Genomic DNA, 25,267 nt, shown 5'->3' on the forward strand with positions numbered 1-25,267 from the left:
AAGGCCATTTCTAGCCGGGTGTTAAACCCGCAGTTTGCAGCAGCTTGTCACTTTCTTCGGCCAGCAAGCGTTCTTCGGCGTCGCCTTTGACCGGCACCTTGCCAACTTCCAGAAACAGCGGTGCTGCCAGTGGCGACACGCGATCCAGACGTACCAGATCAATCTGGCCGCTGATCCGCCCGATCATTGCTTCGATGCGACCGAAGTCCACCAGACCACGCATGGCCTCTTCGCGAGTGATCTGCATCAGCAGATGGTCGGGGTCGTATTTTTGCAGCGTGTCGTACAGGATATCGGAAGAAAACGTCGCCTGCCGCCCGGTTTTGCGCTGACCACCAGTGTTGCGCTCGATGAGGCCAGCAATGGTGGCGGATGCCCGAAAGGTCCGTTTCATCACCGCATTTCCTGCCAGCCATGTTTCCAGCCCCTCGCGCAACGCGTCGATGTGAAACAGCGGGCGTGGGTCGGTGACCGCATCAAGCCCCCAGATCAATGTGGCGTAATCCGTTGCGACAAAGCCAAGAGGGGCCAGCCCCAATTCCTCCATGCGTTTGGTCAGCAACAGGCCAAGGGTCTGCTGTGCATTGCGCCCTGCAAACCCATAGACGCAGATATGTTCGCGCCGGTCCTCGGGGAAGCTTTCAATCAGCAAACGGTCGCGCCGGGGCAGGCGCGAGACGTCCCGCTGCAGCGCCAGCCACTCTGCGGTGTGCTGCGGCAGTTGCGGCCAGTCTTTCTGGGCGAACATTCGCAATATCCGGTCGCTCAGCTGCGTCGAGGTTGCGAATTTCGTGCCGGAAAAGGTGGCGATCTTGGGCTTCTTGTCTGCACGCCGGGTCACCTCGACCACCATTTCGCGCAGTCCTTCGTAGCGGACGATCTGCCCTCCGATCAGGAAGGTATCGCCGGGGGTCAGCGACGCGGCAAACGCTTCTTCGACCTCTCCCAGTGGTTTGCCGCCCCGGTTGCGTTTCAGGCGAACCTTCAGCGTGTCCGTATCTTGGATGGTCCCCAGATTCATGCGAATCCGCTGTGCCGCGCGTGGATCGCGCAATTGCCACCGCCCGTCGGGGCGCTGCTGCAAACGCTGCCAGCGGTCATAGGCGCGCAGGGCGTAGCCGCCCGTGGCGCAAAATTCGAGACAGGCATCGAACTCGGGGCGGGTCAGGTTGGCGTATGGCCCGGCTGACACCATTTCGTTAAAAAGTGCGTCCGCATCGAACGGGCCAGCCGCTGCGGCGATCAGGATGTGCTGGCTCAGTACATCGCGGGGGCCGGGGCCGCGCGGGTCTCCGTCCAGATCATGCTCTCTGACGGCCTCAAGCGCTGCCACGCACTCGACTACCTCAAAACGGTTCGCTGGAACCAGTAGCGCCTTGGAGGGGGCGTTGTATCGATGGTTTGCACGGCCAATGCGCTGCACCAGACGTTTGACGTTTTTGGGCGCGCCGATCTGGATCACCAGATCCACATCGCCCCAGTCGATGCCCAGATCCAGTGAACCTGTGCACACGATGGCCCGCAGTTCACCACACACCATCGCGCCTTCGACCCGCTCACGCTGTTGCCGGTCAAGGCTCCCATGATGAATGCCGATTGGCAGTCCGTCGTCGTTGGCCAGCCAGAGGTTGCGAAAAAAGATTTCGGCCTGCGCGCGGGTGTTGTGAAAGATCAATGTTGTTTGGTGCCGCCTGATCTGATCCAGAACCGCAGGGATCGAATAGGCCGCGCCGCCCCCTGACCAGGGTGGTTTCTCATCGGTCTTGAGCATTGAGATATCGGGATCGGGGCCGGGATCGGCCTGAACGATGGCGCACGGGTCCGGGTGGCGTGCCAGAAACTGTGCGATCGCCGTCGGGTCCTCGACAGTAGCCGACAGCCCAACGCGTCTGAGCTGTGGGCATAACGCTTGCAACCGCGCCAGCGCCAGCATCAATTGATCGCCACGCTTGCTTTCTGCAAGGGCGTGGATTTCATCGACGATCACGCGCTGCAATCCGTTGAACATGCGGGGCGCGTCCTCGTATGAGGTGAGCAATGCCAGACTTTCAGGTGTTGTCAGCAGGATATGTGGCGGGTCTGCGCGCTGACGCTTTTTCTGCGTGGCCGAGGTATCGCCAGTCCGGTCTTCGATGCGAATGGGCAGGCCAATCTCATCCACCGGAGTTCGCAGATTGCGCTTTATGTCAGCGGCCAGCGCCTTCAGGGGTGAGACATAAAGCGTGTGTAATCCGGTATGGGAACCGTCCGCCAGTTCTGCCAACGTGGGCAGGAACCCTGCCATTGTCTTGCCACCGCCGGTTGGCGCGATCATTAGCGTGGCAGGATCGGCCGCACGCGCATACAGGTCCTTTTGATGGGGATGAACAGTCCAGCCCCTTGATGTGAACCAGTTTCTGATCGAGGCGGGAATCTGCGTCATACATGCAGGATACCCGTGTCCCAGCGGGACGGAAACGGCTTCTCAGCGCATTTCCGTCAGGTTTCTGATTGCGTCCCTGACGGCCAACGGAAGTGACCTATCCAACTCTTCCGGCACACCATCCAGAGCGCTCTCGACATCCTTTTCCAGAATGCCAATCGTGTTTTCAGTAGAGTATCCATCCCGGGCGAATTCGATCTGGTCGAAATTTGACGCGAACCAGTTCTGGCCCGAGCTTGTGTGGATCAACTGCAATAGCTTGCCTTCGTCGAGGTCGGAATTCTGCGCCCACTCCAGCACCAGCCGCGTCATCGCAGTATTCGAAGCTGCCAGCAGATTGTTGAGCACTTTTGCCTGCATGCCTGAACCGTACGGGCCCATCCGATGGAAATGCGCACCCATTGCATCAAAAAGTGGTTGCGCGGCGTCCAGATCCGCATTGGTCCCACCCAGCATGAACGATAAACGCGCTTCTTGCGCGGCTATTTGTGCACCGGATATCGGGGCATCGATCAGGCTGACGGTTGGTGGTATCCGTTTGCGCAGATCCAGCACATATCGTGGGGAAAGCGTCGAGCAAATGATGATTTGCTTCAGCGTATCAATGTTTGCAAAGCCCTGAGCGCCAAACAGAACATCTTCGGTCTGGGGGATATCGCGCACGACCGTAATCAATGTCCGCAAGCCGGATGCGAACGCCGTTACATCATTGCTTACATGCGCGGACAGGACCCCGAATTCGGAACTCGGGCGCGTGTCGAAACCTCTGGCTTCAAACCCCGCGCGCAGCAGGGTGGCCAGCATCGGCGCGCCCATGCGTCCACATCCTGCAAGGCCGATCATTTGACGATATGCTCGTCCTTTACGAACATGTTGGCCCACGCCCGATCTATCAGGTCAGGGCTCATCTGATAAGGAATGCCCTCAAATTCGCAGATCGCAATCATCTGATCGATCAAAAAGATCGGCTGATAGTTCGCATAGATATTATTGATCGTCGGGTATTTGACCTTGAGCAGGTGAACAAGTGCGGCCTCGTCCAGCGGCATGCCGCGTTTACGAGCGACCATGGCAAAGATTTTCAGGAAGTTCTCCTGATTCGGGCCGTCGATCTTGATCTTGAAGAAAATCCTCCGCAACGCCGCCTGGTCGAAGATCTCGTTCGGGTGGAAGTTGGTCGAGAAGATGACCAGCGTGTCGAACGGAACCTCGAATTTTTCGCCGGATTGCAGGCCCAGAATATCCTTGTTCTCTTCCAGAGGAACAATCCAGCGGTTGATCAGCGCCTGTGGTGGTTCCGCCTGACGCCCAAGGTCATCAACGATGAAGATGCCGCCGGTGGATTTCAACTGCAGCGGCGCCTGGTACGTTCGCGCGGTCGGGTTATAAACCAGATCCAGCATGTTCAGCGACAGTTCACCACCGGTCACAACTGTGGGGCGTTCACACATCACGTACCGGGTATCGAACCGTTTGCGGCGACGCAGGCTATTTGGATCGTCGGGTTCCTGCTCGATCGCGTTGTGAACGATCGGGTCATATACAGTGATGACCTGACCGGCATATTCGATGGCGCGCGGAACATAGACATTGTCGCCCAACGCATCTCGGATCCCGTTCGAGATCGAGGATTTACCGTTTCCGGGCGGTCCGTACATCAGGATTGAACGACCTGCGCTGACTGCGGGACCCAGATGATCCAGCAGGCTGTCTGGTAGAACCAGATGCCCCATCGCCCCGACCAGCTGATCGCGCGTGACCTGAATGTTGCGGATCGATTGGCGTTTGACCTGTTCGCGATAGACAGCCAGCGGAACGGGCATGGCCCCGAAATACTCGGACTGGCTCAGCGCATCCAGCGCCCGCGCCTTGCCTGCATCCGTCAGCTGATACCCCATTTCGTTGCCGCTGTTGGCGTTCAGCGTACCGGTTGCCTCAAGCAGCTTTTGTTCCCGCGCAATATCGACCAGTTCCTGGGTTACGGAACCGGGCAGACAGATGGCTTCTGCGATCTCGCTGACAATCGATACGTTTTTGCGGAAAATAGTCTTGAGCAGAATGTCCCGCATCATCACGAGCGGAAGCTGCATTTCCTCAAGGCCCTTCGGGGCAGGGGGGGCCAGAACGGAAGTGGTTTGCATGTTCATGAGCGTCGCTCGTCTGTCAAGGTTGCACGTCAATTCAATACGGTAGAGGCCGCTTGTGGAAAATCTGTCGCAGATTTGTGGCAGGACAAAGGCGCAGGCAAGGCGCGTAAATGGTGGTTTAGGAACCGAACATTGCACCAAGTATCAGGTAGATGGCGAGTGTTCCCCCGAGCGTCAGGCCCATCGGAAAAAGTTTGCCTTTTTCCCAGCTTTCCCACTCGGGCGCGATCCGGCGCAATCCGGTATATTTACCGATCCGATGCGCGGCGAAGGCGCCCAGAATCGTCGCGGTAAAAATTGCCATGAGCAGCCGAAAGTCAGCGGTCCAGATGAACGGCGCCGCCGCGGCCGCGAATTTGGCATCGCCAGCACCAACTGCGCCTCCGGCGTTTAGAAGAATGCCGATGATCAGAATGACGACCAGATGCAACAATTGCCAAGCATAAGAGGGCAGGGATACCGCCAGTGGACCAATGTGGCCCTGGCTCCATTCATCGGACCACGGCGGCAGAACGAAAAGTCCAACGACCAGAAATACGACCGCCAACGCAACAACCGCGTGGTTCTTGATCCGCATTTCACGCATGTCGGTGAAGGCGACGTAAAAGCAAATTGGCAGCACAAACGGCAAAAACCATAGTGCCGCCGCAGCGGGGATGGACATGGACCTATGCTTCTTCCAGCGCGCTCAGCGCCCGTGCAGCTTCATCGAAATGTTGCGGGTGCGTTGCTATCGCCTCGCGCAGCAGGTTTTTGGCTGTTGTCACATCGCCTTGTTTTACGGCGGAAATCGCCATCGTGTTCAGCAGCCGTGCGCGTTCCACCTGCGTCATGGGAATGACCGGCATGGAATAGTTTCCCTGCGCGCTGCGGGCCAGGACGAGGTTGTTTTTGGCCGTGAACAGTGACTTGTCCTGACGGATAGCCTCAGAGAACAGGCGCTCGGCGTCGGAATAGTTCCCGCGTGTGAGTTTTGAGTATCCCCAGTTGTTCATGACGCCCGCCGGGCGCGTGGTCAGGCCAACTGCTGTCTCATAAAAGTGATCGGCCCGTTTCCAATCCTTGTTGGAATCGGCCACAAGCGCCTCAAGCCGATAGCGTTCGAACGATTCATGCGTGGGTGGAATCGAGTTCAGCACTTCCTTGGCGCGGTCCCACTCTCCACCACGAACCAGAGTATCGGCATAGTCGACCTTATCAGAAACGTTTGAGCCCTTCATGCCAACGAGCTTGGCCCAGGCCGAGGAAGCCTCGGTATACCTTCTGGCGCGGGTTAACGAGATCGCAAGACCGCGCTGTAAATCCGCCCGCCCCGGGTTCTTGCTTGCGGCCCCGTGGAAATAGGTGACCGCTTCGTTCGGATCTGCCGCGCTTAGCATGACGTCATTCAGGTTGGTTTCGTCGATGACGTTCACATCCTGAAATGTACGTTCAACTGTATCTTCGGATTTGTCCGAGCAGGCCGAAACCAGCAGCCCGAATGTCACCATGGTCGGAATCAGGAATGGATGGCGCATTTTTGCGTCCTCTACTGCACTTGCCTCAATCAAGGTGTCTTGCGGATGACGAAATCGCCTTCACCCCGTCGCACCAATTTAAATTCTTCTTCTTGGACATCATTATTAACAGGATTTTCCATTTTTGCGAGTGCTAACCGCAGATTGTCCCGGATTGAGTCACTTTCGCCATTGTCCAGTGCATACGCCCTTCGAAACACCTGCGCGGCTTCTGCGTATTCACCGGTTTCCATCAGCAGAACGCCCAGATTGTTCCATGCAACGGGCCAGTCCGGGTCATCTTCCACAGCACGACGCAGCAGGGTTTCTGCCTGCCCCAGCCGTTTCAGACCCAAATTGGCGGTTCCCATCGAGGTCAGGATTTCCGTCGTCATACCGTCTTCCAACGCCGCCCGCGTGAACGCGTCGAGCGCCAGCTCAAACTGACCGGCTTCCATCAGCCTGTTGCCGACTTCCACGCCGTCTTCCGACTGGCCTTGCGGATCCACACCGGGAGGGAAGGGGCCATTTTGTGATCCGGGCTCAGTGCACGAAGCCACCGCAGCAAGAACTGCGATGGCTTTCAGGGAATTACGGAGGCGTGCATATGTTCGCTCGCCCAGGTTTTTCATTTCAGGTCGCTCACATGTTTTGCAGGTCCATGATGCCTTTCGCTGAAGGACCGACCAGAATGATCAGCAACGGCGGCACCGTTAGCATCATTGTGGCAAGTGTCATCTTGGTTGGCAACTTGTTAGCGGCCTCTTCCGCGCGCATCACACGTTTGTCACGCATTTCACCTGCATAGACGCGAAGTGCTTCGGCGATCGACGTACCGAATGTCGCCGATTGGATCATCACGGTCACGAACGAACTTACGTCCTGAACACCGCAACGTGTTCCCATGTCGCGCAAAACGGTGTCCTTGTCCTTGCCTGCCTTCATTTCATGAGCCACGACTTCGAACTCCTGAGCGATGTCGGGATATGAGGCTTGCGATTCCGCAGCCACACGAACAATTGCCTGATCCAGAGACTGGCCCGCTTCGACACAAACCAGCATCATGTCCAGCGCATCCGGAAAACCGGCCGTGATGTTGTCCTTGCGCTCAGCGACGCGGCGCGTGACCCAATATTTTGGAACCATATACCCCGCGATGCCCGGGCCGAGAACGCGCAGCAGCAGTTGCTGGCCCGTAAATTCCTGTCCGCCTGAAAACACGGTTACAAGCAGAACGCCAAACAGCAGGCCACCGATCCCCAATGCGAACTGGGCAAAGTGATAGAATCGGACCGCATCCTTGGACTGATATCCCGCCTGGCGCAACTTGAGCTGTACGGCAGAAAGCTCCTCTTCGTTCTGCGGCTCAAGAAACGTCGCGAACTTTTCAAGTTGCTCGTTCCGACCCGCAGTACGCAGCCTGTCTTTTTTGTCCGACTTCTTGGATTTGTTCGAAGCTGCATTGCTACGCTGCAGCTTTTTCAACGGATCCTCTGGCTGGTTCAGCAAGAACGGGAGGGTCAGAAGGATCATGAACAGCCCCAGAACGCCGACGACGATCAGTGGTCCGAACTCTCCGAAGTTTTCTGTCAGAATGTCGTTGATACGGGTAAGAAATTCCATGGCTTGTCCTTACACCTTAATGTTGGTCAGCACGCGCATGACGATCAGGTTTACCGTCAGCATGATGCCAACAAAGAAACAGGCGGGGATAAACAGGTAATGGTCGACGACATCGTCATAATACCCGGGGTCGTTAATCAGAATGACACCGAGACAGACGAGGGGGAAGGCAGACAGGAATTTGCCCGACCATTGCGCCTCGGCCGTGATTGCCTTGACGCGCCGGAACAGGCGAAAGCGTGCCCGGATCACTTTGGCCAGTCCTGCCAGAATTTCAGCCAAGTTACCGCCTGATTGCTGCTGAATGGCAACGGCCACAGCCAGAAAGCGAAGATCCTGCATATCTAGACGCGTCGCCATTTCCTTGAGCGCCTCACCAACATCGCGCCCGTACGAGCATTCATCGGAAATAATGCCGAACTCGGTCGCGATAGGGTCCTGCGTTTCCCGGGCGACGATCTGGATGGATGAGATGAAGGGGTGGCCGACACGCAAGGATCGAACCATCAGTTCAACGGCATCGGCCAGTTGCTCTTCCAGAAGGCCCATGCGCGTTTTGGCCTTTTTGCTGACCCACATGTAAACGGCACCGATTCCAATTAAGACAGACAGCGCCGCTCGGATCGGTGTTTCCGTGTTGGTTCCGACGCTCAGGCCCACAAATGCAAGCGCCGAAACCAGCGCCATGATCATGATCAGCTGCCTAGGTGTAAACGCAATCGCCGCTTTTTGTGCCTTATCAGCCAAAAGCGAATACAGCGGGATGGTCTGCGATTTCATGTGCTGCTGCATTTCCTTGCGCAGCTGTTCCAGCACCTGTTCGCGTCCGGCTCCTTTGTCGAGCATATCCAGGCGCCGATTGACCCGACTGTTCAGGCTGATCGATTTTCCGAACGCGACCAGATAGATACCTTCGACCAGGGCAAATACCCCGATGAAGATAAGGCCATAGATGAGGGGCTCCATGCTGATTTGCATAACTGGTTCTCCTACATCGTTGTCGGGTCGTAGATGGACGCGGGCAGGTCAAAGCCCCAAAGACGGAAGCGTTCGGAAAAGTGGCTCCGCACGCCGGTTGCCGTAAAATGTCCGATGATCTTATTGTCAGGTGTCAGGCCCGAGCGCTGAAAACGGAAAATTTCCTGCATGGAAATCACGTCACCTTCCATACCGGTTATCTCGGTGATCGAAGTCATGCGGCGTGAACCGTCCTGCAAACGGCTGGCTTGTACGATCAAGTTTACAGCGCTGGCGATCTGGCTGCGCACTGCCTTGATCGGCATCTCGATACCGGCCATGGCGATCATGTTCTCAAGGCGCGAAATACCATCACGGGCCGAGTTGGCGTGGATTGTAGTCATCGAACCGTCGTGGCCAGTGTTCATCGCCTGCAACATGTCGATTACCTCGGAGCCCCGGGTTTCACCGACAATGATACGGTCGGGGCGCATACGCAGGGCGTTTTTCAGACAGTCACGCGGGCTGACTTCACCCTTGCCTTCGACGTTCGGCGGGCGGCTTTCCATCCGCCCCACATGAGTCTGCTGAAGCTGAAGTTCCGCCGTATCCTCAATGGTCAGGATGCGTTCGGCATCGTCGATAAAGCTGGATAGGGCATTTAGCGTGGTCGTCTTACCGGAACCGGTACCACCCGAAACGATCACGTTCAGGCGGGTCGAGACTGCTGCCTGCAAATAAGCAGCCATTTCCTCGGTGAAGGCGCCGAAATTGACCAGATCGTCAATGCCAAGCTTGTCCTTTTTGAATTTCCGGATCGAGACAAGCGATCCGTCCACGGCAATCGGTGGCACCATGGCGTTGAAACGAGACCCGTCAGCCAGACGCGCGTCCACGTAAGGGTTGGATTCGTCGACACGACGACCCACCGCGGACACGATTTTGTCGATGATGCGCAGAAGGTGCTTTTCGTCTTTGAAGGTGATATCGCTGAGTTCCAGCTTACCGGCGCGTTCGACAAAAATCTGTTGCGGCCCGTTCACCAGAATATCGTTGATCGTATCGTCCTGAAGCAGTGTTTCCAGCGGGCCAAGGCCGGTCACCTCGTCATAAAGTTCCTTGTTCAGCTGCGTGCGATCTTCGCGATTCAGAACGATATTTTTCGCCTCAAGAACCTCGCTGGCAATCGAGCTGATTTCGGCGCGCAATTCTGCCTCTGCTGCGTTTTCAAGCGCTGCGAGGTTCAGGTTTTCAAGGAGTTCCCGATGAAGTTCGATCTTGATTTCACCCAGGCGCTCTTTCCGCTTTCGATCACGGTCAGAAGAGGTTACCTCGGCGGACTTTTTTGCCACAGGCTTGCGGACAATGGCCGTTGGCTTGGCCGCCGCTTCGGGCGTGGTTGCCGGCTTTTCGGCCGCTGGGGTTTTGGCGGCAGCTCCTACAGGCTGCGCTGCAGGCTGTTTTTTGTATCTTGAAAACACGGCTCCCCCCCTCGGGTTGGGTTTAGGCTGCTTCGGCGTCACTGGTTCCCAGGACGTGAAGCGATTGTGCGAGTTTAGCGATTTCACGGCGAAGCGGATTTTTCGCGGCCGAACTGGCCAGTGGCAGCCCGTGATCGCCGCTTTGCATGATCTGTTTGCCACCGTCCGGCAGCAGAAGGTCGATCGAAATTCCCAGACTTTCCCCCATACGCTTGACCCGGCTTTTGCCACTGAGATCGGTGAACTTTGGCGCACGGTTCAACGCAAAGCGAAGCTTGTTAAAGGGCAAATCCTCGGCCTGCAGCGCGCGTTTCAGGCGCAGGGCGTTCTGGGCGGAACGCATGTCCAGTTCAATCAGTGCGAAATAAACATGTGCGGCATGCAGTACGGTTTCCGACCAGTGCACAAGGGTCTTGGGCATGTCGACAACCACATAGTCGAATTGCGCACGGGCCACGTCGATGACGCGCTGGACGTCTTCGGGGGTGATGATGTCCAGCGGAACCATGTCGGTTGGCGCAGTCAATACGTGCAACTTGTCTTCGAAGGTTTGCAGTGCGGCGCCGAAAACTTCGTCATCCATCGTTTCGGTTTCGGACAGCATTTCAAAGACCGCCTCGCGTCGCGGCAGGTCCAGATATGTGGAGACACTGCCATATTGCAGGTCGAGATCCAGCAGGCACACGCTTGGCGGTTCCTTGGCCGAGACCGTGGCAAGCTCCCAAGCCAGATTGACTGCCATCGTTGTTGCGCCGACACCGCCCGCGAGGCCCTGAACGACGAACATGGCGCCCTCTTTGGACTCTCCACCGGACAGGTTGGTACGTTCCGGATGCGCCGCTGCCGCAGGTTCGGGCCGATTCATACGTTCGATCGCTTCCTGCAGCTCTTTTTCCGGAAGAGGGTAGGGGACGAATTCGTCGGCGCCCTTGCGCAACAGCTGGTGAAGTGAGGCAGGAGAAACGTCCTCGGCGATCAGAACGACCTTGATACCTTTCGCTTTGGCCTGAGAAATGATCTCACCCATCAGTGAAAGGTTGTCTTCATCTTCGCCATCTATGGCCAGCGCAATGAATTGCAGGGTTTCTGCTTCGGGCTGACTGAAAAAGGCAAGCGCCTCGGCAAAACCCAGATCGCCCCAGCTTTCCCCCAACGCGGCTTCCATATCTTCGATCAGCAGATCAAAATTCTGCACATCCCGGCTAACCGTACAGGCCAGAATTGAATTCGCGTCGTTTTGCGGCGTAGCGCTGGTCATTAACAGAATCCTCGTTGTAGAGACTTGGCCGGCCATCCGAGCAAACACAGTCGCCCCAAAGCGGTCAAAATGGCCGCAAGTCACCCATTGTTGAAAATGTTGCCCGGAAGTTTGGCGAGAATTTGGCGCAAAAGAACCAATTGTAGGGAATTGGGCGACGATGCCGCCCAATTACACAGTATTGTTATTCGTCAGCGAAGTTTCCGGCACGGCTTTGAACGGTGACGCTGGAAACAGTCGTCGCGCTGTCGATGTACTCTCGATAGACGACATGCGCGTATTTTCCGTCCAGGATATTCGGATGCCGATCGACGAAACCAGATACCTCTGTCACAGTCCGGCGGTTGCGCCGTTCGCGATCGGGCGTTGAGATCAGCGGCCTGTTTTCACCATAGGAAACAACGGCTTCAAGGCGAGACCGGGAAATACCCTGGCTGGCAAAGAACGCTACAACCGCTTGGGCCCGACGCAAGCCGAGGCTCTTGTTGTAAGCCGCGGAGCCGACCGAATCCGTATGCCCGTAAACCCGGAAGCGGACTTCGGGGAACTGCCGGATCCAATTTGCCTGCTGAGTCAGCGTCTGCTGTGCCGCAGCATCAAGCTTTGTGCTGTCGAAGGCAAAGTTGATCTGTGTCGGCACCTCATTGGAGAAGCGTTGATTCAGAATCTGCCCATAGGTCAGTTCACCGTTCATGACCTGGATATTGTTCAGATTCGCGTTGCCAAACGTTCCCTGATCAATCTCGTATCCAGCTTCCCGAGAACAGGCGGCGACTGCGACCGTTAGGCCCAGTGTGATGATCCACTTCTGCATTGGTCCTATCCTCCTATCAGTCCAGAACATAACCGTAGGACCCGCCAAAGTCCTGCTTGGCGACTTCTGCGGCGGCTCCGCTTCCGGCGCGAACGGTTCTGGACACGTGGCCGTTCAGGAACAGATCAAGTTCGCTTGGCGGTTTGACGCGGTCCGTTGGCAAGGCCAGTGCTTCTCCGCGTGTGGGCGATACCAGATGGGTGGTGATGATAATGATCAGTTCACTTTGCTCACGCTGATAATCCGCACTGCGGAAAAGCGAACCCAGAACCGGCACGTCGCCAATCCATGGGACTTGCGTGTTGAGGTCCCTGAAATCATCCTGGATCAAACCAGCAACGGCAAAGCTCTCTCCGTCTCGCAGTTCAACGGTTGTGGCGGTTTCCCGTCTGATAAAGCTGGGGATAGTGTCACCGTTGAATGTAAAGCTGGTGTTGGGGTCAATAGCCGAAACCGACGCGACCATTTCCAGGTTGATCAGATCACCATCCACCACCCGCGGAACGAACTTCATTTCTACGCCGAAGGGCTTGTAATCAATGGTGATTACGTTGTCTTCCTGCGGGACCGGAATTGGAACCTCGCCACCCGCCAGGAATGTAGCTTCCTGCCCGGACAGGGCTGACAGGTTCGGTTCGGCCAGACTGCGGACAAGTCCTTTGGTTTCCAGGGCTTCCAACATAAGCGCTACCTGGGTGGACCCGACACCAAAGCCAAACAGAATTGCACCGGTATTGGTTTGACCATTCGGAATGTTGCCGTTCAACGCTCTGTTCAGCGCATTTTGCGTGTTCAACGACTGGAAACCGGCTGTAACATCTGTGCCGGAGAAGCCAAGAGACGTTGTCAGCGATTTTGCCACGGCGCGGTTCATCTCGGCAAACCGAACTTTAAGCATCACCTGCTGTACGCCGCCCACATTCATCAGGTTCGAAACCCGCTCAGGCGCATAACGTTCGGCCAGCTCCAGTGCACGATCCAGTCGCGCGCCGCTGGAAACGGTTCCGGACAGGACGATGCCATCGTTTGCCGTGCGAACTTCGATTGATTCGTTCGGCAGAATCTGTCTCAGACGCTCCTTGAATTCGGTCACATCGGGTGCAACGCGAACTTTCACGTTTGTGATAAGATTTCCACCGGGGTCGAACAGGGTCAGTGTCGTCAACCCGGGGGACTTACCAAGGACATAGATCGTCCGGTCCGACAGAGAAGAAATGTCAGCAATCCCCGCGTTTGCAATGCTGAGCTCAGCAAAGGGTTGCTCGCTTTCTACGACGATCGCGCGATTCATCGGAACTTCGAGCGTTTCCGCCGTCCCGTTCTTCACGATTCGAAGATTTTCAGCCCAGGCGGCATGGCCGACCGGGCTCATAACAAGTGCCAACCCCAACAGGGTTGACCTGATCCAGGAACTTAATGTCATGTGACCTGCCTCTCCGATCACGCCTCGTTTTTTGGGTCTTACGCCCTATGATGCCAGACTGTGCGCGATTTCCCGATTTTATGCAATAATCAAGGGTTTCCGGAAGGTTCCTTATGTGGATAATGGGCAACATGCAAAAAACTTGAGCCGCACAAATTGTGCGGCCCAGGAAAGTTTAACAGCTGAATAGCAGTCAGTTAGTTGGTGCAGGGGATCTGTTCGACCTGAATCTGACCGCCTCTGCGAACACGGTTGGTGCAGACCTTTTCTTCGACCTTTTTGATGACCGGTGCAGCAGCCTCAATGCCCAGAAGTTTACGTTGGTCGACCTCAATCGCACTGGCGATCGTGTCGTCTTGAATACCGACCAATGCCAGGGACAACCGCCCTGTGTTTTGCGCTTGGGCGAGGGCCGCGATCTGTTCTGGTGTGGCTGCAACGGTTACCGTTCTGGCGATGGTCGTGCCGGTTACGTCCGAACCCGCCGATTGGTCAACTGCAATCAGCTGGATATTGGGTTGAATAAGGCGCGTGATCTCACCTTCCACATCGGTAGAGATGTTGCGAAGTGATCCCGTCCAATACACGTCAACGGTGTCCCCGGGGCGCAGAAAACCGGATACGCCCGACGCCACATCCACGCTGATGGCGAACGCCCTCATGCCTTTTTCAAGTTGCGATGTCAGCCCTGCCGCCTCACCGGGTTTGGTGATCTTGACGGCCATGATCGCCTCGTCTTTTTCCATTGTCCGCAAAATGAAACGCTCATTGTCCGCCTGATCGGGGAACAGAACGGCGATTTCCGTGAACGTTCCTTCGGGAATCGCGTTTTCGGGCCATCCGACCACGCGCACATCTTCCTCGGTCAGGCGCTCTCCGTATTTCAGGGGGCGGTTCGCCACAATGACATTAACAGTGGGGACGGTTTCGACCTGCGCGTTCGCCAACGCCTCAGCGCGCGCCTGACGCTCGCGCGCCAGTTCGGCCTGATGGGCCGAAATATAGTTTCGGGCCATGTAAACGGCACCCCCCGCCAACGCGACCCCAAAAATCAGGACAAGACCAAAAACAGCTCGCATTCACACACCTCGTTCGTATTCCGTCAAACGTGCAGCCGCTGGCGCAGTGCATTAAACAGAGTATTTCCTATATCCTAATTGTGTCGAAATAAGGGACAAATGCTCAAAATGACTGTTGCAAAAACGATATCCTGGCACACTTACTAAAAAATATTTCTTCGCAAGTCGTACTGATCGAAAAGAAACCGCGACCCGGATCGGATCGCGGCGGGATTCCTCGGGAATAGCGGGTTTAGCTGCCGCCGGTGCTGCTTCCACCGACGATGATACCGCCAGAGGTCGATGTTGTGCCTGTCGCTGTACCGCTGCTGACGGTCGTGCGGTCCAGAGCGTTGCCGACACTGCTGGACAAAGTTTCCGAGCCGCCGGCGATTCCTACATAGGCAAGCGCCGCAAGGGCAACGACCGCAGCGGTTAGCACCACCCAGTCAACCGTCACAGCACCACTGTCTTCGTCTTTGAAGTTCCTTATAAATGTAATCAATTTGCGTCCCTCCTGGTGGCGCGAGCTTGCTTCAGCCTTCTCGTGCATGCGGCTGCGTCTCTCTCACGCGTTCCGATACCGTGGCATTAGGTCATCTTAGCCAGAGATGCGTGGCAAGAATTTGACCAAATCAGGTTGGATTTGCCGAAAAGCCGGGATTTTAAACGCCTTTTCAATGGGTTTTGCCAATTTGGCATATGCGAGGCGTGCCACCAGGCTTTGACAGTCACGCGGTATGGGATTTTGAATCAAAAAAGCTACGCCTCTGGATGAGGCGTAGCTTCTGTTTCTGCCGTGTCGGCAAATATTAGTTGCTGGAACCGCTGGTGCCAGCAGCAGTGATACCGCCTGAAACAGTGGAGGTGCCGGTGCCGGTGATGGTACCGGTGCTGACGGTCGCGCCGGACAGAGCTGTGTCAACGTTGTTGGCCAGACCTTCTGCACCACCCGAGATACCCTGGTATGCAACGGCTGCCAGAGCAACAACGGCTGCGGTCAGAACGACCCAGTCTACAGTTACGGCGCCGTCTTCGTCTTTGCGGAAGTTCTTGATGAACTTGATCATGTTACGTCCCTCCTAAAGGATCAAACTTAAAAATACTAACCTCGGCGACATTCGGGACCATCTCTCTCGTCGGTCCCTGTCCGTCTCGGTATGAAACAGAGATTGCCTATCAGGCGTGGCAGGAATTGGGCCAAATCGGGAATTTTTTGCCCGGACCTTAATTTTTTGGTTACGATTTTCGCAAGGCGTTGAAAAATAACGATAAAAAGTTTTTCGCAACTTGTTTTGGCCAAAGCGTGCGGTGCAAAATGGTATCAAATGAGGCAAAACCGCCCCATTTCGCTTTGTTTCTCTGGTGTTGCGGGAGGAAATCAGTATCAACTCGCCTTAAAACAATAATAGTGAGGCAGGCAGATGTACCTCCGGAACGCGATCACTTGCGCCGGCATGCTGGCGCTGCTTCTTGTTGGCGCTCAACAGGTTACCGCCACAGAACCCGAAACCAAAGGGGTCTACAAGCGGATCAAGGCACCAAAACCCGGCACTAGGCCAAAAATAACAGTACAGATCACCGCGGAGGAGCACGCAGCAGCTCCCTTTGCACCCAGTACAGGTGCTGAAATACCCTCGGCCAATGTTGTTGCCAGTGTCGCGCCACCGATACCAGCGGCACTTCCCGCGCCGACAAGCAAATATGGAACGTTCTGGGACAGGGTGTCACCTGAGCTGACCAGTGCAAGCGCGGGGCGGTTGAACCGGGCGATGCGGGCGCTGACTGATGCCGGGGTAACCTCGCCGCGCCTTCAGTCTCTGCAGAACATCGCGACAGAGCGTGGAATAGACATTCTTCGCTCTACGGTAGGAACCAATGTGTCTCCCGCTTTAGTTCTGGCGGTCATTTCTGTTGAATCAGCCGGCCGCGCCGATGCGGTAAGTTCGGCGGGTGCTCAGGGGCTCATGCAGCTGATGCCGGCAACTGCCAAACGGTTCGGCGTTTCAGACAGTCTCGTGCCGGCTCAGAACATTGCCGGGGGCGTAAAGTACCTGAGCTGGCTGATGGAGGAGTTCGGCAACGATCCGATTCTGGTTTTGGCCGGGTATAACGCGGGCGAGGGATCGGTACGCAAGCACAGCGGCGTTCCCCCATATTCCGAGACCCGCGATTACGTTCCCAAGGTTCTGGCCGCGTTTCAGGTGGCTAAAGCCCTCTGCGCCACGCCACCCGAACTTATCTCTGACGGGTGTGTGTTTCAGTCCATGAACGGCCAGTGAAATGAAAAGGCCCGCCATAAACGGCGGGCCTTTCTGATCGGTGAGCGTGCTCAGTTGACGATGGTTGCCTGAGTTGCCGCGCGCATCTCGTCCTCGCTGACGCCGTCGGCCAGCTGCACGATTTTCAGACCGCCTTCGACCACATCCAGAACACCCAGATTGGTGATGATGCGATCAACGACACCTTTCCCGGTCAATGGCAAGGTGCATTCCTTCAGCACTTTCGAGTCGCCGTGTTTGTTGGTGTGATCCATCACAACCACCACGCGGCCAACGCCTGCGACCAGGTCCATGGCGCCGCCCATGCCCTTGACCAGCTTGCCGGGAATCATCCAGTTCGCCAGATCGCCCTTTTCATCCACTTCCATGGCACCCAGAATCGCAGCGGCGATCTTGCCGCCACGGATCATGGCAAAAGACGTTGCGCTGTCGAAATACGCCGTCCGGGCTAGTTCGGTGATGGTCTGCTTACCGGCATTGATCAGGTCGGGGTCCTCTTCGCCTTCGTAAGGGAAGGGGCCCATGCCCAGCATGCCGTTTTCGGATTGCAGAGTGATGTCCTTGTCACCGACATAGTTCGCCACCAGCGTCGGAATTCCGATGCCGAGGTTCACATACATGCCGTCTTCCAGTTCCTCCGCCGCGCGGGCGGCCATCTGATTGCGGTCCCAGGGCATTATGCTTCCTCCTTCTTACGGGTGGTGCGCTGTTCGATGCGCTTTTCGTGCTCGCCCTGAATAATGCGATGCACATAGATGCCGGGCAGATGGATGTTGTCCGGGTCCAGCTCGCCGCGCGGCACGATTTCCTCGACTTCAGCGATGCAGATTTTACCGCAGGTTGCCGCCGGTACGTTAAAGTTACGTGCGGTCTTGCGGAAAATCAGGTTGCCGGTGTCGTCGGCCTTCCAGGCCTTGACGATGGCCAGATCGGCAAACAGACCTTCTTCCATAATATAGGTCTCGCCGTTGAAGTCCTTGTGCTCCTTGCCTTCGGCGATCACGGTGCCAACGCCGGTCTTGGTGTAGAAGCCGGGGATGCCCGCGCCTCCGGCGCGCATACGTTCGGCCAGCGTGCCCTGCGGATTGAATTCCAGCTCAAGTTCGCCAGACAGGTACTGGCGCATGAATTCTGCGTTTTCACCGACATAAGAGCTGATCATCTTTTTGACCTGCCTCGTCTGCAGCAGGATACCGATGCCGAAGTCGTCCACACCTGCGTTATTCGATGCAAATGTCAGGTCCTTGACCCCAGACTCCTTGATGGCTTCCAGCAGCAGTTCCGGGATACCGCAAAGGCCAAACCCGCCCCCTGCGATCAGCATGCCGTCCTTCAGCACCCCATCGAGCGCTTCGGTGGCATTGGCATAGACTTTTTTCATGGAATACTCCCCCAATGACTTGGTGATGGCGCAGGTTGTGCCGCCACGTCACGAGGAAGTCAATGAAACCAAGGGGCAATGGTATTTCTACCTAATGATGCAGGCCCGGTAGATTACCGGGCCCGCGTCATTGTTATTCGGTGGCCGCCTTCTTGGCCGTCTTTTTGGGCGCTGCCTTTTTCTTTGGTGCAGCTTTCTTTTTGGTGCCCTTCTTTGCGGCCTTTTCTGCGATCAAGCCCAGCGCCATTTCCATTGTGACATTTGCCGGCTCTACATCCTTGGGCAGGGTGGCATTCACCTTTTCCCATTTGACATATGGCCCATAGCGTCCATCCAGAACCTGAACTGCGCCGCCGTCGGGATGGTCGCCCAGTTCTTTCAGCGGTTTCGCCGCCGCGCGCCTTCCACGTCCCGGATTGGCGCGCTTTTCTGCCAACAGCTCCACCGCGCGGTTCATGCCGATCTCGAACACGTCGTTGGGGTCCTTGAGGTTGGCATAGATCGGCTTGGCCTCATCTGCCAACTGATGCATCAGGTAGGGGCCAAAGCGGCCAAAATTGGCGCTGATCATTCCGCCTTCGGGGTGCTCACCGATCTGGCGCGGCAGGCTCAGCAGCGTCAGCGCCTTGGCCAGATCCATATCATCCTTGCTCCACCCGCGCGGCAGTGAGGCGCGCGGCGGCTTCTTGTTCTCGGGCGTGGGTTCGCCCCGCTGAACATACGGACCAAAACGGCCCGATTTCAGCCAGATCTCGTCTCCCGCGTCCTCGCCCAGCAGACGTTCATCGCCTTCGGCACCTTCGCCTGCGATAGGACGGGTGTAATTGCATTCCGGATAGTTGCCACATCCCACAAAGCCGCCGGTTCGTGAGGTTTTCAGATGCAATTGACCCACACCGCATTTCGGGCAAATGCGCGGGTCCGAGCCGTCTTCGCGTGGCGGATAAAGCTGTGGTGCAAGCACCTCGTCCAGCTTGTCCAGCACTTCCGAGATGCGCAGTTCCGACGTCTCGCCAATGGCGGCCGAGAAATCGCGCCAGAACTTGCCCAGCAGGTCCTTGTAATCACGCTCACCGGCACTCACGTCATCCAGCTGCCCCTCCAGATTCGCGGTGAACTCGTACCCCACGTATTGGCGGAAGAAATTCAGCAGAAAGATGGTGACGATCCGCCCCTTTTCCTCGGGGATCAGCCGGTTTTTGTCTTTGCGCACATACTCGCGGTCCTGAATCGTAGTCACGATCGAGGCATAGGTGGACGGCCGCCCGATCCCCAGCTCCTCCATCCGCTTGACCAGAGTCGCCTCGGTGTAGCGCGGGGGGGGCTGAGTGTGGTGCTGAAAGGCCAGAACGGCTTCGTTTTCGGACAGGATCGCGGCTGTCTTGCCGGTGCTGTCGCCGGTTGCCTTGGCAAACTGATCGCGCAGCGAAGTCTTTGCAAAACGGGCCGGATCGCCCTGCATGATCTGGGGCAGGCGCTTTTCATCGTCATCGGCCACATCGTCGCGGCCTTCTTCATAGACACGCATAAAGCCGTCGAACATCACCACCTGTCCGGTGGCCCGCAATCCGACCTGACCGTCATCGCTGCTGATCTCGACAGTGGTCCGCTCCAGCCGCGCTGCAGCCATTTGGCAGGCGATGGTACGCTTCCAGATCAGGTCATACAGCTTGCGCTGATCGTCATCGGTAACTTTCAGCGCCTTGGCGTCGCGCGACATATCCGTCGGACGGATGCATTCGTGGGCTTCCTGCGCGTTCTTGGCCTTGTTCTTGTAGATACGCGGGCTGTCCGGCACATATTCCGCGCCGTAACGGTCACTGATGGCATCGCGCGTGGCCGCAACCGCCTCGGGGGCCATGTCGATGCCGTCGGTCCGCATATAAGTAATGTAGCCCGCCTCGTAGAGCCGCTGCGCCACCTGCATCGCATGGCGGGCGCCCATACCGAACTTGCGGCTGGCTTCCTGTTGCAGGGTCGAAGTCATAAACGGAGCGCTGGGGTTTCGTGCAGCGGGCTTGGCCTCGACCGATGTCACGCTCAGCGCGCGGCTGGTAATCGCCTGCACCGCAAGTTCCGCCTGCGTGGCGTTGGTCAGATCGTGCTTGTCCAGCTTTTTGCCTGCCAGCGTGACAAGCCGCGCCTCAAAGGTCTGGCCCCGTGGCGTTTCGAAAAGTGCCTTTACCGACCAGTATTCGACCGGTTTGAACGCCTCGATCTCCATCTCGCGCTCGACGATCAGGCGCAGACAGACGGATTGCACCCGGCCCGCCGACTTCGCGCCCGGCAGCTTTCGCCACAGGACAGGCGAGAGATTGAAGCCCACCAGATAATCCAACGCGCGTCGGGCCAGATAGGCCTCGACCAGTGGCATATCCACCTCACGCGGGTTCTGCATTGCCTGCGTCACCGCGTCCTTTGTGATCGCGTTAAATGTCACGCGGCTGACCGGCGTGTCCTTCTTGATCGAGCGGCGCTTGGTCAGCGCTTCCTGCAGATGCCAGCTGATCGCTTCGCCCTCGCGATCGGGGTCGGTTGCGAGGATTAGCGCGTTGTCTTCTTTCAGCGCGTCGGCGATGGCTTTGACATGCTTTCGGCTGTCAGCACCCACTTCCCATGTCATCGCGAAATCATCGTCGGTATCGACTGATCCGTTCTTGGCAGGCAGGTCGCGCACATGGCCGTATGAGGCCAGAACCGTGTAGTCAGGGCCGAGATATTTATTGATCGTTTTTGCCTTGGCCGGGGATTCTACAACAACTACAGGCATTTAGTGAAAAACCTCGCTCGACGGAATTGGCGCCTTGTATGGCCGTGCAAAATGTGTGGGGCAAGGGCAGATTGTCAATGCGTTCCGTTTGAAATTGGATTTTCGCCTAAAGATCAACACGATGGCTCGGTGTTTTTATCACATGTCCAGCTGTCAGCGTGCAGAGTGTGTTCCTTGTTGCGCCGGTCATCGTGATTCCGACAGGGTTTTTGCGTCAGCTGGCAAGCGACAGCAAACCACCCGCCTGCCGTCGTATCCGCCCGTCAAGTTCCAGATCGACCAGAGCGGGACCGATTTCTCCGGCACTGACCGACAAATCCCGGATCAGTTGATCCTCGGCCACAGGTGACGGCCCCAGAAGTTCGAGGATGCGGCTATGCAATACGTGGGTGTCGCTTGGGGCTTTCACCGGTTGCATTTTAGCCGGAGTTTGAGGCTTGCTGCGGGAATTCAACGGCAGATCCGATTGTTGCCTCGGCAGAGCATCGATCACGTCCTGAGCGGATCGGATCAGCGTGGCCCCATCCCGCAGAAGCAGATTGCACCCTGCGGCACGCGCATCAAAAGGATGTCCGGGAACAGCCAGAACCTCGCGCCCCTGATCAAGCGCATCCCGCGCCGTGATGAGGCTGCCGGATTTTGCGGCCGCTTCGACGACGACGACAGCCTGAGCCAGCCCCGAAATGATCCGGTTCCGGCGTGGAAAGTGACGGGCCTGCGGAACGGTCTTCATCGGCTGTTCCGAAAGCCGCAGCCCTTTGTCTGAGATTTCCGCTGCCAGATGGGCGTTTTCCGCCGGATAGACGACATCAGCACCACCCGCCAGAACGGCCACCGTGCCCGAGTTCAGTGCTGCCATATGCGCTGCTGTATCAATGCCGCGGGCCAGGCCCGAAACGACGACATAGCCTGCCTCTCCCAGCTCTTTCGCCAATGCCCGTGTCATGCGCGCGCCAAGGGATGAACAATTGCGGGCACCGACAATCGATATCATGGGGCGTTGCAGCAGGCCCAGATCGCCAACCGCCCACAAAAGCGGTGGCGCATCCTGCAAGTCAGTAAGGGCATTCGGAAATTCGGAATCAAACAGGCACAACAGCCGTGCATTGGCTGCTTTCGCCGCTCTAAGTTCCGATTCAATAACGCCGGGAGGGCAAATTTCATAACCCTCTATCCCGGCAGCGCGCGCCATTTCCGGCAGCGCGGCAAGCGCATTCTGCGCTGTCCCATGTTTACGCAGCAACCGCCGAAACGTCGCCGGGCCGACTTTGCGTGAGCGCAACAGACGAAGCCAGGAAAACCGATCCTCTTCCGTGGTGGGTGGGAGTGTGGGGTGATTGGAAGAAAGCTGCTCCTCGGTCATCCGTTGCTCCGCCTGATTGCAGAACCGGTTTACGGGTGGTGAGGTTAACGCTCGGTGAATCGGGGAAAAATCTACGAAAATTTCTGCAAAACTACTGCGAAGTTCCAGTTATGCCTTGGCAAAACGGTAGATAAACCATCCCGGGTTGCAGGTTATCGCTTGGGGTGCGGCGCAGAACAATCCTGCGCCGCAGGCAGATTTCGAATCAGGCTGCCGATCCGCCCACCGTCAGCCCATCCATCAGAACGGTCGGCTGACCCACGCCCACGGGCACCCATTGGCCATCCTTGCCACAGGTTCCCATGCCGGGGTCCAGCTCCATGTCATTGCCCAGCCCGCGAATGCGTTTCAGGGCCGAAGGTCCGTCGCCGATCAGGGTGGCTCCTTTTACTGGCGCTCCGATCTTACCGTTCTGAACACGGTAGGCTTCGGTACAGGAGAAGACGAATTTCCCGTTGGTGATGTCGACTTGGCCGCCACCGAATCCAACAGCCCATATGCCGTCCTTGATCTCGGCTACCAGTTCCGCCGGATCGGCATCGCCCCCCAGCATGATCGTATTGGTCATGCGGGGCATTGGTTTGTGCGCATAGCTTTGCCGCCGCCCGTTACCAGTGGGGGCCACACCCATCAGGCGCGCGTTCTGGCGGTCTTGCATGTACCCGGTCAGAACGCCGTCCTCGATCAGCACTGTTCGGGAACTGGGTGTTCCCTCATCATCCACGGTGATCGAACCGCGCCGGTCGGCAATTGTGCCGTCGTCCACGACTGTTACGCCTTTCGAGGCAATTTGTTGCCCCATCAACCCGGCAAAGGCCGAGCTGCCTTTACGGTTAAAATCGCCTTCCAACCCATGACCAATGGCTTCGTGCAGCAGAATGCCGGGCCAGCCGGGGCCAAGCGCAACCTCCATCACACCAGCGGGGGCAGGGACCGCATCCAGATTGACCAGAGCAATCCGCAGCGCTTCGCGCGCCTTGCCCTGCCAGTCTGCCGGATCAATTAGCCCGTCCAGACCAACGCGCCCGCCGCCCCCGGCGGATCCGCTTTCACGCCTGCCGTTCTGTTCGACAATGACCGAGACGTTCAGCCGCGTCATCGGGCGCACATCTCGCACGCGAACCCCGTCGGGGCGTAGAATCTCGACCTCTTGTACCGCTGCGGCAATGGTGGCACTGACCTGCACGACCCGAGGGTCAAGATCGCGAGCAAAGGCATCAATCTCGCGAAGGGTTTCGATTTTGACCGGAAAGCTGGCGGATTCGATCGGATCTTCGTCCGTATAAAGCCGCGTATTGGTCGCCCGGGGGGCCTCGGCCAGTGTGCCGCCCCCGTCACCCACCGCAAGTCGCGCGGTCTCGGCTGCGCGTTTCAGGGCCGGTATCGAAACCTCGGTCGAATGGGCATAACCCGCCACATCGCGCTGAACCGCGCGCAGGCCAAACCCCTCGGACGCGTCATAGGACGCAGTGCGCAGACGGCCATCATCGAATACCAGCGCTTCGGATTTTCGCCGCTCAACGAACAGCTCGCCATCTTCCGCACCGTCGGTGGCCGACCTTAGAACGGCAAGCGCCTCGTCATGCGGTAGAGCGGTTTCAAATGGGCGAAACGGGGCTTGAGCCATCGGTTGGAACCTTTCCGGTTTGATCCAGATCAAAAATAGCGTCTGTTTGACGCAAGCATTTTGCTTTATCTACCCTCCGGAATATGGTTTTTAACGCGGTCAAAGACAACGGGAGAGGTGTGACCGATTCACGCCTTATCGCCAGGGACGCAAAGATCAAACGATCAGGACAGAATATGAAGAATGCTTTGATGCTTTCGGGGCTTTTCGCAGCCCTCTCCAGCCTGCCCGCAATGGCTCAGGAGCTTGAGATTATCGGCAAACCGGTTGATGGCGGCGTGGGCTTCCAGCCCGCAGCAACCAGTCTGGCCGAGGGAATTCAGCGGCTGGACGGGATGATTCTGGTTATCATCACGGCAATCTGTGTGCTGGTTGCCGGGCTGCTGGTCTACTGCATCGTGCGCTACAACCAGCGCACCAATCCGACCCCCTCGCGCTTTTCGCATTACACACCGGTCGAAATCGCATGGACGATTGGCCCGATTCTGATTCTGGTGTTCATCGGCGCGTTTTCGCTGCCGGTTCTGTTCAAACAGCAGGAAATCCCTGAAGGCGAAGTGGTCATCAAGGTGGTCGGCAACCAGTGGTACTGGACCTATGAATATATCGACCATGATTTTGCATTCGACAGCTACATGCTGGGCCACCCGGCGACACTGGATGCAGATGCCCGCCCTGCGGACGCTGATGTATCTGCATTTGTTCTGGACGACGCGATGCGCGCCAAGCTGGCCGACGCAGGCTACGGCGAAGACGAGTTTCTGCTGGCGACCGACACCGCAGTTGTCGTGCCTGTGAACAAGATCGTAGTGATGCAGGTGACCGCATCCGACGTGATCCATTCCTGGACCATCCCCGCCTTTGGCGTAAAGCAGGATGGCGTACCGGGCCGTCTGGCAGAGCTGTGGTTCAAGGCCGAGAAAGAGGGCATCTATTTCGGCCAGTGCTCGGAACTGTGTGGCAAGGATCACGCCTACATGCCGATCACCGTGAAAGTGGTCAGCGAAGAGGCATATGAACAGTGGCTGGAAAGCGCCAAGGAAGAATATGCAGGTCTTCCGCAGCCTTATCAGGTCGCATCGAACTGATGATGCCACTGGGGGCGGGGTAAACTCTCGCCCGACGAAAGACGCAGGGTGCGCGGGGTCCGCGCGCCTTTCGCCCC

Annotated in this window: 22 protein-coding genes; 2 read left to right on the forward strand and 20 right to left on the reverse strand. The window is 57.2% G+C overall.

Translation table 11 applies throughout. The annotated features are described in order from the left end of the window. Positions 1-10: 10 nt before the first annotated feature. From ACR0D6_RS12735 to ACR0D6_RS12805, 15 genes are all read right to left on the reverse strand, one after another. Positions 11-2,422: a ligase-associated DNA damage response DEXH box helicase gene (locus tag ACR0D6_RS12735; protein WP_480765765.1), complete on the reverse strand. Its 2,412-nt coding sequence runs from the start codon at positions 2,420-2,422 to the stop codon at positions 11-13. 42 nt (positions 2,423-2,464) lie between these two features. Next, on the reverse strand, positions 2,465-3,265 hold the full coding sequence (locus ACR0D6_RS12740; RefSeq protein ID WP_480765766.1) for an NAD(P)-dependent oxidoreductase: 801 nt from the start codon (positions 3,263-3,265) through the stop codon (positions 2,465-2,467). Then, a complete protein-coding gene (locus ACR0D6_RS12745) occupies positions 3,262-4,569 on the reverse strand; it encodes an ATPase (RefSeq protein ID WP_170651408.1) in 1,308 nt (435 codons plus the stop codon). The genes ACR0D6_RS12740 and ACR0D6_RS12745 overlap by 4 nt, the downstream gene beginning before the upstream one ends. Positions 4,570-4,687: 118 nt before the next feature. Then, positions 4,688-5,233, reverse strand: coding sequence for a prepilin peptidase (locus ACR0D6_RS12750; protein ID WP_480765767.1), 546 nt, complete (start codon positions 5,231-5,233; stop codon positions 4,688-4,690). A gap of 4 nt (positions 5,234-5,237) precedes the next feature. Next, a complete protein-coding gene (locus ACR0D6_RS12755; protein WP_480451142.1) occupies positions 5,238-6,086 on the reverse strand; it encodes a tetratricopeptide repeat protein in 849 nt (282 codons plus the stop codon). A 29-nt stretch (positions 6,087-6,115) separates the two neighbouring features. Beyond that, positions 6,116-6,697: a tetratricopeptide repeat protein gene (locus ACR0D6_RS12760; protein WP_480451140.1), complete on the reverse strand. Its 582-nt coding sequence runs from the start codon at positions 6,695-6,697 to the stop codon at positions 6,116-6,118. A 10-nt stretch (positions 6,698-6,707) separates the two neighbouring features. Then, entirely contained in the window at positions 6,708-7,688 is a 981-nt protein-coding gene (locus ACR0D6_RS12765) for a type II secretion system F family protein (protein WP_170651412.1), read from the reverse strand. Positions 7,689-7,697: 9 nt separating this feature from the next. Beyond that, positions 7,698-8,666, reverse strand: coding sequence for a type II secretion system F family protein (locus ACR0D6_RS12770; protein WP_480451138.1), 969 nt, complete (start codon positions 8,664-8,666; stop codon positions 7,698-7,700). Positions 8,667-8,677: 11 nt separating this feature from the next. Beyond that, the gene (locus ACR0D6_RS12775) at positions 8,678-10,126 is read right to left on the reverse strand and encodes an ATPase, T2SS/T4P/T4SS family (protein ID WP_170651414.1); all 1,449 of its coding nucleotides are present in this window, start codon (positions 10,124-10,126) and stop codon (positions 8,678-8,680) included. A 22-nt stretch (positions 10,127-10,148) separates the two neighbouring features. Next, entirely contained in the window at positions 10,149-11,384 is a 1,236-nt protein-coding gene (locus ACR0D6_RS12780; protein ID WP_480765768.1) for a CpaE/TadZ family protein, read from the reverse strand. Positions 11,385-11,568: 184 nt separating this feature from the next. Next, on the reverse strand, positions 11,569-12,198 hold the full coding sequence (locus ACR0D6_RS12785) for an OmpA family protein (RefSeq protein ID WP_480451134.1): 630 nt from the start codon (positions 12,196-12,198) through the stop codon (positions 11,569-11,571). 16 nt (positions 12,199-12,214) lie between these two features. Beyond that, positions 12,215-13,621, reverse strand: a complete 1,407-nt coding sequence (locus ACR0D6_RS12790; protein WP_480765769.1) for a type II and III secretion system protein family protein — start codon at positions 13,619-13,621, stop codon at positions 12,215-12,217. 197 nt (positions 13,622-13,818) lie between these two features. After that, positions 13,819-14,700, reverse strand: coding sequence for a Flp pilus assembly protein CpaB (gene cpaB, locus ACR0D6_RS12795; protein ID WP_170651418.1), 882 nt, complete (start codon positions 14,698-14,700; stop codon positions 13,819-13,821). Between the two features lie 232 nt (positions 14,701-14,932). Further along, a complete protein-coding gene (locus tag ACR0D6_RS12800; protein WP_480451128.1) occupies positions 14,933-15,184 on the reverse strand; it encodes a hypothetical protein in 252 nt (83 codons plus the stop codon). 307 nt (positions 15,185-15,491) lie between these two features. Beyond that, the gene (locus ACR0D6_RS12805) at positions 15,492-15,749 is read right to left on the reverse strand and encodes a hypothetical protein (protein WP_480451126.1); all 258 of its coding nucleotides are present in this window, start codon (positions 15,747-15,749) and stop codon (positions 15,492-15,494) included. Between the two features lie 354 nt (positions 15,750-16,103). Here ACR0D6_RS12805 and ACR0D6_RS12810 point away from each other — a divergent pair, with 354 nt between their 5' ends. Continuing rightward, positions 16,104-16,961, forward strand: coding sequence for a lytic transglycosylase domain-containing protein (locus tag ACR0D6_RS12810; RefSeq protein ID WP_480765770.1), 858 nt, complete (start codon positions 16,104-16,106; stop codon positions 16,959-16,961). Positions 16,962-17,011: 50 nt separating this feature from the next. Here the strand turns inward: ACR0D6_RS12810 and ACR0D6_RS12815 are convergent, their stop codons facing one another. The 5 genes from ACR0D6_RS12815 to tldD form a co-directional block, all read right to left on the reverse strand. Further along, positions 17,012-17,638, reverse strand: coding sequence for a 3-oxoacid CoA-transferase subunit B (locus tag ACR0D6_RS12815; RefSeq protein ID WP_170651421.1), 627 nt, complete (start codon positions 17,636-17,638; stop codon positions 17,012-17,014). Beyond that, entirely contained in the window at positions 17,638-18,342 is a 705-nt protein-coding gene (locus ACR0D6_RS12820; RefSeq protein WP_170651422.1) for a CoA transferase subunit A, read from the reverse strand. The genes ACR0D6_RS12815 and ACR0D6_RS12820 overlap by 1 nt, the downstream gene beginning before the upstream one ends. 133 nt (positions 18,343-18,475) lie before the next feature. Then, positions 18,476-21,112: a type I DNA topoisomerase gene (gene topA / locus ACR0D6_RS12825; protein ID WP_480765771.1), complete on the reverse strand. Its 2,637-nt coding sequence runs from the start codon at positions 21,110-21,112 to the stop codon at positions 18,476-18,478. Between the two features lie 214 nt (positions 21,113-21,326). Then, the gene (dprA, locus tag ACR0D6_RS12830) at positions 21,327-22,475 is read right to left on the reverse strand and encodes a DNA-processing protein DprA (RefSeq protein WP_480765772.1); all 1,149 of its coding nucleotides are present in this window, start codon (positions 22,473-22,475) and stop codon (positions 21,327-21,329) included. Between the two features lie 205 nt (positions 22,476-22,680). Continuing rightward, entirely contained in the window at positions 22,681-24,102 is a 1,422-nt protein-coding gene (gene tldD / locus ACR0D6_RS12835) for a metalloprotease TldD (protein WP_480765773.1), read from the reverse strand. Positions 24,103-24,278: 176 nt separating this feature from the next. On the opposite strand from tldD, the gene coxB reads away from it, so the two are divergent. After that, the gene (gene coxB, locus ACR0D6_RS12840; RefSeq protein WP_170651426.1) at positions 24,279-25,190 is read left to right on the forward strand and encodes a cytochrome c oxidase subunit II; all 912 of its coding nucleotides are present in this window, start codon (positions 24,279-24,281) and stop codon (positions 25,188-25,190) included. Positions 25,191-25,267: the final 77 nt, after the last annotated feature.

The organism is Ruegeria sp. BJ6, assembly GCF_056537885.1.